The sequence below is a fragment of the Desulfatiglans parachlorophenolica genome (assembly GCF_055394735.1).
Genome location: NZ_AP042460.1, coordinates 2,378,044 through 2,392,279, shown reverse-complemented (window position 1 = coordinate 2,392,279; position 14,236 = coordinate 2,378,044). Strand labels below are relative to the sequence as shown.

Below are 14,236 nucleotides of genomic sequence, written 5' to 3'. Positions count from 1 at the left end.
CGGGTGGTCTGCTTCAGGGGTTTTTTATAGGCGGTGCAAAAAAATCTGCGATAGAAAGGCTGTCTAGAGGCTGCTCAAATTTCGGCATTTACCTTATCCTCAGATCGGATCTTTTCGTAGACCTCTTTGAGGAGATGTTTGCTGACCGCCTCCCGGAATTGATCCTCGTTCATGAATTTCGCTGTAATTTCTTCGTTCTGGTCCATTCGGTCTATGAAGAGTCCCTCCAGGGCCTTGCGAAAGACATAGCCGAAGTTTTCCATCGTGTTGGCGAGTGCCGCCTGGCGGAGGTTGCTGTCTGATACCGCGTCTTCCCGGATCGATTCGAAAAACAGCTGGTCACCCGGACGAAAATCCGTTCCAAATCGCTCATTCAGGATGTCAATCAGTTTGGACAGCTCGATCTCGTCTCCTCGAGCAATCCCCGTTCCTACGGATGTTGGACCTGAAACTTCGTAACGGCCGCCGGCCTCCATCACGATCGATCCTTCACCGATTTTCTGCAGGCGGTAATATTTCAGAGCAACATCGTCGTTGAAGTTGTAGACAGGACCCCGATCGCCTCTCGGCAGCTTGGTCAGCAGGAACCGGATGTACGAGTAGAGCTTTTCGAGGTCGGTGTCCTGGAACGGGATTACCTGTGACATGAAGGAATAGAGGTTCCTGTAGGCAACGAGCGTCTTGCGGAATTCCTCCCGGACATCCTCGTCCAGGTGCTTGTAGCGTTCCACCGCCGGATCGATGCAGGCATTCATCCAGGCATGATCCGCGGTTGTCTGGTTCGGCTTGGGCCTGTAAAAGACCTTGCAGAACTCCTCAACCTCGGCCTTGTGATAAACCTGGTGGCCATCGAGCTTGGCCTGCAGTTCATATAATTGCTGGGGTTTTGCGCGCTCACCGATAAGCGTCTGCTCATAATAGGGCTGAAAGGCCTTGAGAATTTCATCTGGTTCATTCACGAAATCCAGGACAAAGGTGTCCTCCTTGCCGGAATGCGTCCGGTTGAGACGCGAAAGCGTTTGCACGGCCTGGATGCCTGACAGTCGCTTGTCCACATACATCGTGTGAAGGAGGGGCTGATCAAAGCCGGTCTGATACTTCTCCGCAACGAGCAGCACCTGGTATTCCTCTGTCCCGAACCGTTCAGGCAGTTCCTTTTCCTTGATGTGCTTGCCATTGGCGTCCACGTTCATGCCGGATTCCGTGTATTCGACACCCGCAGCGTCAGGATCGATCACAGTTCCCGAAAAGGCCACCAGCGTTTTAATCCCCGCATAGCCTTTATCCTTAATGTATTTGTCGAACGCCTGTTTGTATCTGACCGCGTGAAGACGGCTGGAGGTCACCACCATGGCCTTGGCCTTACCCCCGATCTTGTGCATGGTGAAGTGCCGGAAATGCTCGACCATGACCTCGGTCTTCTGGGCAATATTGTGCGGATGCAGGCTCATGAATCGCGCCAGCGCCCGCGCGGCCTTGCGCTTGTCCACCTGTGGATCATCCTCGATTGATTTGATCAGCCGGTAATATGTCTTGTAGGTCGTGTAATTCCGGAGCACGTCGAGGATGAACCCCTCATCGATGGCCTGCCGCATGCTGTAGAGATGGAAGGGATTCGGCTTGCCGTCCGCGCCGGGTGTGCCGAAGACCTCCAGGGTTTTGTATTTAGGCGTTGCCGTGAAGGCAAAGAAGCTGATGTTGGGTTGCTGTCCGCGCTTTGCCATGGTCTTGAGGATTTCCTCCTCATAATCGGGCAGCCCTTCCTCCTCGGCTTTTGCCCTGGCCTCTTCCTTAATGGCTGCGCCGGCGAGCACGCCTTTGAGCTCGGTTGCCGTCTCGCCGCCTTGGGAGCTGTGGGCTTCGTCAACAACCACCGCATAACGGCGCATGGGCAGGGCGCCCATTTTCTCGGTGACGAAAGGAAACTTCTGGAGGGTGGTGATCACAATCGGAACGCCCGAGGCGAGGGCGTCGGCCAGCTGTGTCGAGTTGATATCGATCTTCTGCACCACGCCCTGCTTATGTTCGAATTGGTAAATGGTGTTCTGCAGCTGCTGGTCGAGGACGACCCTGTCTGTGACCACGATGATAGAGTCGAAAACCTTCTCGTCATTTACGGTGTAAAGACTCGCAAGCCGATGGGCCAGCCAGGCAATGGAGTTGGATTTCCCGCTGCCTGCTGAGTGCTGAATCAGGTAGTTGGTTCCGGTGCCGCGCTCGCGAGCGTCCGCGACGAGTTTTCTCACGCAATCAAGCTGGTGATAGCGCGGGAATATCATGGTTTCCTTCTTGACTCGCTTCCCACCGAGCTTTTTCTCTTCGATCTGCAGATGAATGAACCGTGCCAGAATATCCAGGATGCTGTGACGCTCGAGCACCGCCTCCCACAAATACGCGGTCTTGTAGCCGCCGGGGTTTTCCGGATTGCCTGCCCCGCCTCCGCAGCCCCTGTTGAAGGGCAGAAAGCGCGTGCTTTTTCCCGAAAGACGCGTGGTCATGTAGACCTCGTCGGTGTCCACCGCGAAATGGACAAGGGTGCGTTTCTTAAACTGAAATATCAGGTCCGACGAATCGCGGTCGTTCTTGTACTGTGTGACCGCATGTCGCCAGTTTTGGCCGGTCATGAGATTTTTCAGTTCCAGGGTGGCGAGGGGGATGCCGTTGAGGGCCAGAGTCACATCAAGGGTGTTTCCGTGCTTGGCCGAAAAGCGGAGCTGGCGCGTAATGGTGAGCCGGTTGGCGGCATAAAGCGCCTGGGTGTCGGGGTTCATGCCACTGGCCGGGGCGAAATAAGCCACCCGGAATAGCTTACCGAAGCACTTGAACCCGTGTCGAAGGACCGAGAGGCACCCCTCATGGCTGGAGTTGAGGGCGCGGCACAGTTCATCTATCAGCGTTTCTTCCGCCTTTTCTTTTTGGAGGCTGGCGAGGTATCCCCATTCCTTGGGCTGGGTTTTCTGGATAAACGCAATCACGTCGCCGACGAACAGACCCCGCTCGGTGTCGAAGCCCTCCCGGTTGCCTTTTTCATATCCACCGGCCGTGGTCAGGTGGTGTTCTATGGCGGTTTCGAATGCGTATTCCGTATGTTGACCCGGCATCAGGAAACCTCCTTGCGAACGTCTATTTTCCCCGTCACTGCTGCCGAGATGAGGGCCGTTCGGTACTCGCGAAGCTTTTCAATACTTAAATCAATTTTATGCCTGAGATTATCAAGATGACCAGTGGATCGTCTCAAATGGCGCAGAATTTCTTCCTGCTCGGTTAGGGGAGGAAGTGGGAGAGGAAAGCTGCGCAACTTGGTGCTGTTTGTTGTCGCCAGGTTGGTGGTTTGCTGAGAAGTACTGGTGAAATAATTTTTGCCGTGGAAGGAAGTGAGCACCGACGCCAAAAAGTGCGAATTCAATTCGCTTGAGTTCGGTCGGACCGCAAATATGTGATTCTGGTGCAAGCATCCCGGAATTTGGTCTTCCCATACATAGCCACGACCGAGTTTGTCGAAATCGCCTCCTTCCGTCATAAGAACATCACCATGTCGTAGCTCATAGCGCGCAGTATCTTTGTTCGGAAGCTCTATTTCAGTAATCGTTGTCAGATCTAAATAACCATCTTGTACATTAGCTACTCTCAGATAAGGTCTCGTTACGAGTTCCTCATTTTCGTACTTCTTGCCCAGCGTCAAGCCAGTCTGGAGGGTTGATACAAACTTAAGCCGCTTCAGAGACCAATGCTCCGGAATCTCACCCAGCCATTCAATCCCGGAGTCCTTCATCTTGGCGTCGGGGTCGAGCCCTTTGGTAACGGCGTGGCTGATGAGGGCGGATCGCTTTTCCTGGAGCAACTCGATCTGTCGCTGCTTTTTCTCGATGAGCGCATCGATCCGCGCTGTCTCGCGGTCGAGAAAGGATGCGATGGTTTGTTGCTCTTTGATCGACGGTATTGTGACCCCAATGTTACCTATCTCGGCAGCATTAATCGCAGGGTAGCTCACGCCCGTTGACCGCGAGACAATCGTATCGATAAAGAATGGAGATCGTAGCATATAGGATAGATATCCGGGATTGATTGTCCTTGGCCGAACCACGGCAAAGCCGGTTGAGACAATCAAGCTATCATCTGGGCTGCGAATTGCAGCGATGGCCCGAAGGTAGGTGCGGACAGTCGACACAATTGTGTCTCCCTCTCGAACAATGCGTCTTGCGCGTGAAGGGGCATCCTCAAATCGGTAGACTTCTGTTGCCACAATGCCTTTGACAGGATCAACACTGCTGATATCCACGTAGTTGAACTCGAATTCCGGGTTTGTCGCTTCAGAAAGTGCCTCATCGTTAATCGAGGCTGTATACTTTATGCGACGAACATCCCAGTGCTCGGGAATATCGCCAACCCACTCCATCCCCGATGGCTTGTACGCCGGGTACGTTGCTCGTTTCCCTGACCGGACAGCAGAGCTTTTCATGATCCACCCCCTTTGTCCGGTTCACCCTTGCGGTCTTTGGCCTGGTGCTTCTTTCGGTCAGAGCCAACCGTCAAGTTTCCCTTGGCGGTTGGGCTCGACGCGGCATCCGCCGAATCAACTTCACCCCATTCCCGATTCTCCAGGGCCAGCCGGGAACGTTCGATGGCTTCATGCAATTTGCGTTTCAAAATATCCTTGGGCGGCAAAACGGTCAGGTACTCGGCCACATGGATGCCGGCCCGGCCAAGTTCCAGCAGCTCGATCTGTTCGCTGTTTTTCCCCGCGCACAGAATGATGCCCAGAGGCGTATCCTCGCCGGCTTTGCGCTCGTACTTGTCGAGCCAGCGGAGGTAGAGCTCCATCTGCCCCTTGTGATCGGGCCGGAATTTATCCAGTTTGAGTTCTACGGCCACCAGCCGCCGCAAATCGCGATGGAAAAAGAGTAGATCCAGGTAAAAATCGTCATGGTCTACGGTGATGCGTTTCTGCCGGGCGACAAAGGTGAAGCCAACGCCCAGTTCCATGATGAAGGCTTCCAGTTCGCGCAGGATGGCCGCTTCCAGATCTTTTTCCTGATAGGCTCCTTTCAGGCCGAGAAAATCGAGCAGGTAAGGGTCACGAAATACGAGATCGGGACTCATGCGGTCCTCCTCCCGCAAGGCTTCAAGCTCTAGTTTCGCCAACTCAGCCGGTTTTTTGGATAGGGCGGTCCGTTCATAAAGCATTGAACTGACTTTTTTTCGAAGGGTGCGGACGCTCCATCGTTCCACCCGGCACATCTCGGCGTAGAACTCCTTTTGCAGCGGTTGCTGAAGGTAAATAATCTCCTTGAAATGTGACCAACTCAATTGTCTCGACAGCGTAGAGACTATCTTCTCCTCTGGAAACACTTCGGCAAATCTGATCATATGCCGGATATTTTTTGCTGAAAAGCCGCTTCCGTATTCCATCTCCAACTGTCTCGACAGCGTAGGGACAATTTCCGCTCCATAGTCGGCGCGCTTGCCTCTCAATATTTCCTGGTTGATTCGGCTTCCGATGCGCCAATAGAGCATCGTCAACCCGGCATTCACCGTTGCGGCGACACTGGCGCGTGTTTCTTCAATCATCTTCCGGATATCGCCGAGCAAGCGAACGAAAACGTTCGCTGTCATTGAAGGATTAGACGGTTTATCACTCATTCCGTCACCTCCGCGAGCATGTCGGCGATTTCCTTCTCGATCTTCTTGAGGTCGGTTTCGATCTCCTCCAACGGTCTGGGCGGGGTATACTTGTAAAAATACCGATTGAAATTGATCTCGTAGCCGACCTTGGTTTTAGATTCGTCAATCCAGGCATCGGGCACGTGCGGCAGCACCTCGCGCTTCATGTACACGTCCACGTCTTCCTTGAGCGGCACGTTCTCGTAGTCGCGCAGCTCCGGATCGGGTTCCGGGTTGCCCTTGGCATCTGTGCAGATTTTGGCTTTTTCGTCCCGCTCGGCCAAGGCCATCAGGATCGCATTGAAAAGCGCGCTGGGGACCTTGATCCCGGCTTTGTTGAAGGCGGACTTCAAACGTTTTGAGAACTCATCTCGGTCTTGGACAATGCCGAGCGACGTGAGCGAATCAAGAGCGGCCATAATTTTTTCTTGAAGCTTTTGGCCCGCTTCGATTTCTGTCTTGGCAGCCTTGGTATCCTTGCGTTTCTTGCTGGTGGCCAGGGTTGTGAAGGCCTTGGTCTCGGCAAGCCGCGAGATGCGATCTTTGTCCACGGCAAAGTTGAGTCGAAGCGGACGCTCGACGGTGATGCGGCGGTACCCAAAGTCTTCGTTCTCGAAGAGGCGGATATGCTCGCCTTCCTTGAGCGTGCCGTAGCGCCGCGTGATGTCGTCCCTCTGGTCGTCGCATACTTCGTGGCGCTTGTTGCCGAGGGACTTGCGCATCTTTTTGAAGAAGCCGGTGCCGTCCACTAGTTGAATCCTGCCCCTGCGGCTTGGCTCCTTCCGGTTGGTGACGATCCAAAGATAGGTGTAGATGCCGGTGTTATAGAAAAGCTGGTCCGGCAGCGCGACGATGGCCTCCAGCCAGTCGTTTTCGATGATCCAGCGACGAATTTCGTTCTCGCCCGATCCGGCTGCCCCGGTGAACAGCGGTGATCCGTTGAAGACGATTGCCAGGCGTGTGCCGCCTTCCTTGGGGTCCTTCATCTTGCTGATCATGTGCTGCAGGAAAAGAAGAGACCCGTCGTTGATCCGCGGCAAACCGGCCCCGAATCTGCCTCCAAAGCCCTGCTCGTCATGCTCCCGTTTGATAAAGTCGGCCTCGGGTTTCCACTCCACGCCGAAAGGCGGATTGGCCAGCATATAATCGAACTTGTGGCGGGGGAAACGGTCGTCGGTAAAGCTGTCGCCATAGGCGATATGCTCGATGTCCTGCCCCTTGATCATCATGTCCGACCCGCATATGGCGTAGGCCTGGGCGTTGTAATCCTGACCGAAGACCTCCAGGCGGGCGTCGGGATTCAGTTCCCGGACATAATCCTCCGCAACGGACAACATGCTTCCAGTCCCGCAAGCCGGGTCATAAAGGGTTTTGACAATGCCTTTGGTCGTGAGCACATCGCTGTCAGGCATGAAAATCAGGTTTACCATCAGACGGATCACCTCACGGGGTGTGAAATGGTCACCCGCCTCTTCGTTCGAAGCCTCGTTGAACCTTCTGATAAGCTCCTCGAAAATGTAGCCCATCTCCAGGTTCGAGACCACCTGCGGATGCAGGTCAATATCGCAAAATCGGGAGACCAGCAGGTAGAGTCGGTCCGCCTTGTCTAGCTTTCCGATGTGCTCCTCGAAGCCGAAGTTCTCGATGATCTCTCGGGCACGGGTTGAGAAACCTTTGATATAGCTGGTAAGGTTGGCGGCGATGTTGTTTGGATCGCCTTTGAGCTTTTCGAATGAATATCGGCTGGTATTGTAAAAAGGAACCCCTGTGACGCGGCAGAGGATAGGGTCCACGTTCTTGACTTTCCCACCGGAGAGCGATTCTTGTTTGGCGAGAACCTTGTCCTTGGTCGGCTCCAAAACGCAGTCGAGCCGACGCAGCACTGTCATGGGCAGCATGACATCCTTGTACTGATTTGGGCGATAGGGACCCCGAAGTAGGTCTGCCACTGACCAGATAAAATTCGCTTTCCCTCTGAAGTTATCTATCATTTTCTCCTTGATTATTGCTCATACTGGTTCACAATTTTACGTGCACCTAACGACCCAAATCAGCGATGAGCGTAGCGAATCCGCTTGCATTTGGAGGTTGGACGTCGCATAGTCCGTATTGTGCACTGTACTTATCTGATCCTTTCGTTTTCTTATTCTGCACCCTATCTTAGAAGACTTATCTTGCCTTCAAAATGATGCGGTCGCTCTTACCGAAAAGTTGTGATCATGAACCGAGTAATATTTTTTCTGTAAATAGTTTAATCGTTTCACTTACCTCCGAATTTATTTGCCCCGCCCTTTCAACACCAAGCATGTCACCAACTTCCGCACATGAAATCATTTCTTCAAACGAGGTTTTTAAGTCTCGAAAAAGACAGAGCAATTCATTATGCGAATTAATTTTATCAGGTGGAGGGAATATAGATGATATACGTGTTTCAACATCAGATAAATCGCTAATGGTTTCTTTAACAATATCCATATTATGACTTAAACGCAACTCGCTATTTACAGAACGGGATTTTTGTTTCTCAGCATATTTCTCAATAATTGCTGAGATTCTTGACCGCCAATTTTCAGAGAGATAGCTGGTAACTACATCAGGATATTGCTGACTAATAGCCCGCATAATATCATTGTATATCTTTTTGAGAGTGGCAATATGATTATGTGTTATTGGTCTATTATGAGCTTCCTCCCTCCGAATTGAATTTAAGTCATCAATCCAGGATTCGAATTTCGGTTTATCAGAAAAGATGTTGACGAATTCAGAACAATTATCAGAGATAATTTTTTTTAATTTTAGAAGATAAGTATATGAAATAAGAACGCTACCGTCCGTGGAGGTAGCTCCAGTTTGGTTTTTGTATGCAGCTCTCGCATCACCACGGGTCTGGCTATCGACACACAGATCCCACCACTGTGGTCCATGGGATTTGGCCAAGACTTCACAAACAACCTTTCTTAAGGCATTTTCAATTTCAGAAATTTGGCGCTTAGCCAAGGTGACGCGATGATCATCAGAGTTATTTTGAAAAATAGTATTTTTCATCCATTCTATTGATTTGCCCTCACACATCAACTCTGCTGTTTCACGCGAGGAAATTGCATACATCAACTCTTCATTCTGACTATTAAAGGCCCGGACTGCAAAGTTACGAATTTCCTGAGGTACATGAGGATTATCTCGCCAGAATGCAGCAATCATAGGCATAATGGATCCTATCTCAACCTTTATTTCGATCGATTTAGTTGAATATGGATAGAATTCACAAATCACCGTATCATTGTTAATGATCCTGATCCCTTTTACGCGACATTTCCTATCCGGATGAGATTGGTCTGGGCTCTCATTCTCAATTCCGTCCTTCAAGAATTTAAATACCTGGTCCAAAGACATATTTTTAGTTTGCATAGCTTTTTTCCCTTTATCAATGCAACATTTTTTATATTTTTTCCCGCTGCCACAAGGACAAGGTTCATTTCTTCCAATCCTCTTTGGCATTATTGAATCCCTTTATTAGATGAACCAAGGGGTGATTTCCAACGCCAGCCATCAGCCGCGCGAGGTACCAGCGTCGGCCGTATGGTTTTGTTAGACCAATTACACGGCATCCTTACGCGCCAACCATTGCGTATGCTCTCGGGAAAAGACATTTTCACTATCAGATACGAATGCAGCTAGCTGATTTTCCGAATCAACTCCTTCCAACTCCCCCCGGACAACTCCCACTTCATGAGCGGTGAGTGCATAGGCTGCCGCTAGCTCACGAAACCGCTTGGCCTGAATCCATGTTAGAGCGGACCCTGCCGCCACAACGAACACCTCCGACGGCCAGTATCCCCACGAGGGGTACGCGACGCGCATAATCACAAAAACAACGGCAAGAGATTGACAGGCGATGAGAACGCTGAGCCAGATGGTGCCGTGGCGCCGGTTCCAAGCTGATTTCTTCGCGTACCAGGAGCGCTGTTCATCAATCCGATGTTGTCTATAGAACTTTGCTCGCTCACCCCACTGCAGGCCTCTAATCTCACACATTCGTTCTGTGATCTGTTTTTCTTCTGAGATTGGGCCACCAAGGTGATGCGACAAGTCCTTGTGCTCCTTGAGTATGCTCTTCAGTCTTGCGCGGAACCGGGACTTCACCTCTCGAACATCTTCGGTCTCCAGATACGGGTCCGCTTTCATCATGAACCGCCAACAGCTCGTCTTGATAGACTCTGCCACAGCTCGCGCTCGATACCAGACATCTTCGTCGCGTCTCAGAAGCATAACTACAGACAAGAATATCGAGCCAATGATCAAGAGGGCAGCGGCTATCGCCGCTCTTTTCTCCTGAATCCCATAAACGCCAAGCCCCGCAGCAAGAATTAGGAGCGCAGAATATGCCCTCACAAACGTGAGGTACCTTTTTTGAGCCTCCATCGACGCGCTGTTTGCCGCTCTGTAGAGTGCCGGATAATCGGCTTCTTCCATCATAGCCCTAGCTTCTCGTAAACCGAGTCGTTATAGACCCGAGGACCGCTATCCTGTGGCTTTCGTCTCCGATATTCGTCTGGGAAGTTATCAAGCGCATACTGGATAATCTTAAGCTTGAACGGGATATGAACGACATAAGTGTCACGGATTATCAGGGGACATAGATCGTTGTCTTGTGTTCGCTTTCCATTCAAATTTACTGCGATAATTGGTATATCGAGGTTATGGCAGGTCTCCAACTCCCAGCGGACAAATCTATAGAGATTCTTGGTTTTCTCACCGATCAAGACAAGCGCTTGCTTGGTGTTTGAAAGGCGATCGCGCAATCGCCGCTTCACAGTATCCTCACCGGCACGATCCGTAAGAGGTTTGAGATCATGAGCGTCAAAAAAGTCGAAATCGACGTGTTCGTTGGCCTTCCATCCGCGCATAAAGCGGTACGCCCACATGTCTTCGTCGCCATCGAAGATTACATACGTTTTGTTTCTATAGCTCAAGTTTACTTCCTCCTTTGGTCTAACGTGGGACCTAATCGGACTATGGGAGGCGCCGTCCGCGGCGGCTTCCAGAGGTGCAGTTGAGGGCTTTGTTAGCCCTTTTGTGCTCCTGGCCGCAAGTCGGCAAATGAATTGAGAGACGCTATCAGATCTTGAATTTCTTCTGGCATTTCATCTATCCTCATACTGTCGACTATTGCCGTCGGCGTCACAGTCACCCCGTACGTCTGCTGCATGTATTCGTTCAATCTGCTCATCGCATCTTTCCCAGGTACCATCGACAGTCGCATATCGTGCTCGCTCCACCGCATATCGAACTCTTGCAGCGCTGCCTCGTTGGCGGTTGCCTCGTCGGCACCGGGACAACTACTTCGCTGAAAACGTCGCTGAAACGCGAGGTATTGCAAAGTGACATAGTTCTTCCGTTCCTCGGCGAAACTATCAAGCACCATTCGAGCACATGGCGTATAGGTGAGGTCTCGGCCTCCACGTCTCACTCTATCCTCAACCCAATGTCATTGACTTAAGCTATGGGCTTGTAGGCCATGGCGGCAATTTTCAGTTTCGGCCCTCTCTTTCTGGGATTCTTCCGGCCTGGTCGGATAATCGATAAAGACTTACCCAGGAGCGAGAGGAGGCTTCGAAGGATTTTGGTGATGTGTCGCCGAGCAAGGAGGAGCACGACGTTGTTTTTCATAGACGAAAGCGCATAGGTGAAGTTGACCTGGTACCTGAGTCGTTCGGGATGCTTTTTGGCCTGCTCCTCAATAAGATCTTGAACTGGATGAACGATCATGGCAGTCAGATTGGCTGTCAAAACTCTCGCGTGGAAATCCTGGAGGACAGCGAGCGGAGATTTCCCCGAAAAGTTCTCGATTTCGATCCGGCATTTCAAATGGCTGTAAACGGTTTCCACAGACCAGCGCTTGGTGTAGAGCTCTTTGAGCTCAGCCAAAGGAAACTGGCGTTTGTCAAGGAGGGAAGTCAACAGAACGACCTTTACCCTGTTTTTCAATGTAAACCGGAGGACGCGAACTTTCAGGGGGTTGGTGCTCAAGTTCCTCTCTTGGCAGGATTTTATGGCGACGGGCGACGGTTTAAGGGTGACGATAGCCTGGCGCTTTCCGGAGCGGAGGAATTCTTTGACAAGAACTGAATCCTTTTTCATCCGACAAAGGAATTGAGAACCCCGGTTGAGGATCAGGGCAAAAAGCCAGTATGCGGGGTATCCCCGGTCCAGAAGAAGAAGGTCGCCTTCACCGGTATTCTGCACGTGTTTAGCGGCTAATGAGCGTTCACCTTCCCCTTTAGGAACCATGAGTGCATGAACGGTGATGCGGTTCAAAACGTCGTAGAGCAACGAAACCCTGGCCAAAGGGCACATTTTCCGGGTTTTGGCGGGATGCCAAACGCCAAAGAACTTTCTGGTCTCATCGTTGTCAGGGACACGCAAGGTAGATCCGTCGACAGCCAGTAGACGAAATCCCATCCAGCGCCGAACAGGGAAGGACTGATAAAAGAAGGAGAGCAGTCTCTGATTCAGATCAACAAAAGCCTCGAAAGAAATTTTGCGTCTGGCTCGACAAAACGCGCTAGCGGTAACCTTTCTTTCGGAGCGATCGGAAAATAGAAAAAGTTGAAAAAACCCGTCAAGTTCCTTTTGTAAGGAGCAGCGGACAAAATTCATGAGGAAAAGTATCATGGTGCTGAAGGGGAGTTTACGATTGCGGGAAAAATATTTTTCAGACAAACGATGTCGGTGAAAAAATTCAGGAGAATGAAGATATTTATTGAGAAATCCGACAAGTTTGGCACAAATTCTGGAAAGCACCTTCTGTGCCAACCGCAGTGTTTTCATTAAATTTTTCTGTACACATATGTCGCCTCCTTGAAAAGTAATATTCGACCGCTTTTCTACTGAGGGGATAATAGCATAACATATTATATTTGCAAGCAAAAACATCGGCAGTGTTCTCTTAAGTCAATGACATTGATCCTCAACCCGACGCTCAGCCGCGCGATCAATTGCTTCGGGAACTAAAAGGAAGTTCTCGACCTCCTTCCGAGCATGGATGCGCACGAGGTTGCAGCACTCTTCACATGCTTGGGATATCGAGTCACACTCAGCCTGGGATCGATAGTCACGATCCAAAATGACCGCTGCGGCTATCTTTCCACCAAGGGTGGTCTCAATTCCTCTCTTGAGATTCCGTGCTCTCTCCGGATTGAACCCTTCCACGGGTATGACGGCGAATTCGCTACGGTTGCCAACGCGCGTGTAGTTCAGCTTTTGTGCGAACTTGCCGAAAATCTGGAAGTCTTTCCCTTCAACAAAGACGGCTCGCCGGGTCTTGGCGAGTTGAGTCAGTACAGGATTCAGATTGGAGCCAAGAATTGCGAAGACCTCCGTAAGTTCCGACGGGTGCTTGATCCGGCGGGCCTGTTTCCGTTTCTTGTTGACCACGACGATGTCGTCCGTTTCCGCCTCTGTGATGATCTCAGTTGAGTGTGTGGCAATGAGAATGTCGGGACCAAGGTTCCTGAGGAGACCAAGCAGTTGGCGTTGCAAATCCGCGTGCAGATAGATGTCCGGCTCGTCGATGAGGAACAGAGCCTTGTCGTTTGACTGAACAAGATGCGTAAGCATCTGGCACCACACCTGAAACCCGAACCCAGCCCAGAATATCTCGCGAGGAATGCGTTCTTCCGGACAAAACATATGGAGGCGAGGTTTCTCGTGACTGTAATCGAGCTGCGGCCTCTCAATATCCATGCCGGGCCATGTCTCCGTGAGGATGCGCCGGAACTCGTCAAATTGGTCAGGATAGTGGTACCAGATGTTGCGGAAGTTTCTGGCGGCAGTGTAATTGAATAGCGCTAAACGCGCGGCTTCCTCCTTGTAGAGCCGTTCATTGTGATCCACGGGGCCGAGAATAGGGACGAAGCCAATGGGACAATTGAAGTGTTTGCGGAAGGCTGATGGGGTCCGCGGTGGCGTTCCTTCGCTGTCGGTTGTCAAAAAGCACGAACCCAATTCCGGGAAGTACAACAGCAGTTCATTGTTGTTGGAGAGCTTGAAGCGGACTGATGCCGGGGCGTCATCATCGTAATTAAAGAAGATGTTCTCCTCGGCGACGGAGACGCCGCTGAGATCAATGTTGTACCCATACCTTTGTCCCTGTGGTGTCGGCACAAGTTCGGGAATCTTGGACCGAGCCTTGCGCATTGCGGCAGCGAGCACGCGGAAGGCTGCGAGGATCGTGGACTTCCCCGAGTTGTTCGGACCAACGAGTATATTGAAGTGCCGGAGGTGCAAAGTGAAACGTTCGAACGCTTTGAAGCGATGGAAGTCTACTCTGGCGAAGTGGTGCAGCTCGTTCACATATCCCTCTTGTTAGCTAATTTTGTATTCGACGTCTCACTAGAAGCCACGAAAAATTCCGGTTTAGCTGCTCATTAAATTTAGGCAGCTTATGTGTCGCATAAGTCGGCCCGAAGAGGATTTAGACCTCAAATTCGTGATGATCTGCTTTAGGAGATAAAATTCCATCGTTTTTAAGCTTCTGCCGAAACCTGCTACCCACGAATCTTTCCCTGGATGT

Annotated in this window: 10 protein-coding genes; all 10 read right to left on the bottom strand. The window is 51.2% G+C overall.

Annotated elements, in window-relative coordinates; all coding sequences use genetic code 11:
• Positions 1 to 74 precede the first annotated feature (74 nt).
• The 10 genes from ACZ500_RS11115 to ACZ500_RS11070 all read right to left on the bottom strand — a co-directional run bounded on the left by ACZ500_RS11115 (position 75) and on the right by ACZ500_RS11070 (position 14,016).
• Positions 75 to 3,101 carry a type I restriction endonuclease subunit R gene (locus ACZ500_RS11115; protein ID WP_464232548.1) on the bottom strand — a complete coding sequence of 1,009 codons (3,027 nt, stop codon included), beginning with the start codon at positions 3,099 to 3,101 and terminating at the stop codon, positions 75 to 77.
• The gene (locus ACZ500_RS11110; RefSeq protein ID WP_464232547.1) at positions 3,101 to 4,459 is read right to left on the bottom strand and encodes a restriction endonuclease subunit S; all 1,359 of its coding nucleotides are present in this window, start codon (positions 4,457 to 4,459) and stop codon (positions 3,101 to 3,103) included. The genes ACZ500_RS11115 and ACZ500_RS11110 overlap by 1 nt, the downstream gene beginning before the upstream one ends.
• Entirely contained in the window at positions 4,456 to 5,640 is a 1,185-nt protein-coding gene (locus ACZ500_RS11105; RefSeq protein ID WP_464232546.1) for a PDDEXK nuclease domain-containing protein, read from the bottom strand. The genes ACZ500_RS11110 and ACZ500_RS11105 overlap by 4 nt, the downstream gene beginning before the upstream one ends.
• Entirely contained in the window at positions 5,637 to 7,652 is a 2,016-nt protein-coding gene (locus tag ACZ500_RS11100) for a type I restriction-modification system subunit M (protein WP_464232545.1), read from the bottom strand. Before ACZ500_RS11100 ends, ACZ500_RS11105 begins: the two co-directional genes overlap by 4 nt.
• Positions 7,653 to 7,878: 226 nt before the next feature.
• Positions 7,879 to 9,159, bottom strand: coding sequence for an SEC-C metal-binding domain-containing protein (locus tag ACZ500_RS11095; protein ID WP_464232544.1), 1,281 nt, complete (start codon positions 9,157 to 9,159; stop codon positions 7,879 to 7,881).
• Positions 9,160 to 9,258: 99 nt separating this feature from the next.
• Positions 9,259 to 10,137, bottom strand: a complete 879-nt coding sequence (locus tag ACZ500_RS11090; RefSeq protein WP_464232543.1) for a DUF4231 domain-containing protein — start codon at positions 10,135 to 10,137, stop codon at positions 9,259 to 9,261.
• Entirely contained in the window at positions 10,134 to 10,634 is a 501-nt protein-coding gene (locus tag ACZ500_RS11085; protein WP_464232542.1) for a TIR domain-containing protein, read from the bottom strand. The genes ACZ500_RS11090 and ACZ500_RS11085 overlap by 4 nt, the downstream gene beginning before the upstream one ends.
• A gap of 92 nt (positions 10,635 to 10,726) precedes the next feature.
• Positions 10,727 to 11,086, bottom strand: a complete 360-nt coding sequence (locus ACZ500_RS11080; protein WP_464232541.1) for a hypothetical protein — start codon at positions 11,084 to 11,086, stop codon at positions 10,727 to 10,729.
• Positions 11,087 to 11,157: 71 nt separating this feature from the next.
• A complete protein-coding gene (locus ACZ500_RS11075; protein WP_464232231.1) occupies positions 11,158 to 12,492 on the bottom strand; it encodes an IS4 family transposase in 1,335 nt (444 codons plus the stop codon).
• A 123-nt stretch (positions 12,493 to 12,615) separates the two neighbouring features.
• Positions 12,616 to 14,016, bottom strand: coding sequence for an ATP-dependent nuclease (locus ACZ500_RS11070; protein WP_464232540.1), 1,401 nt, complete (start codon positions 14,014 to 14,016; stop codon positions 12,616 to 12,618).
• Positions 14,017 to 14,236: the final 220 nt, after the last annotated feature.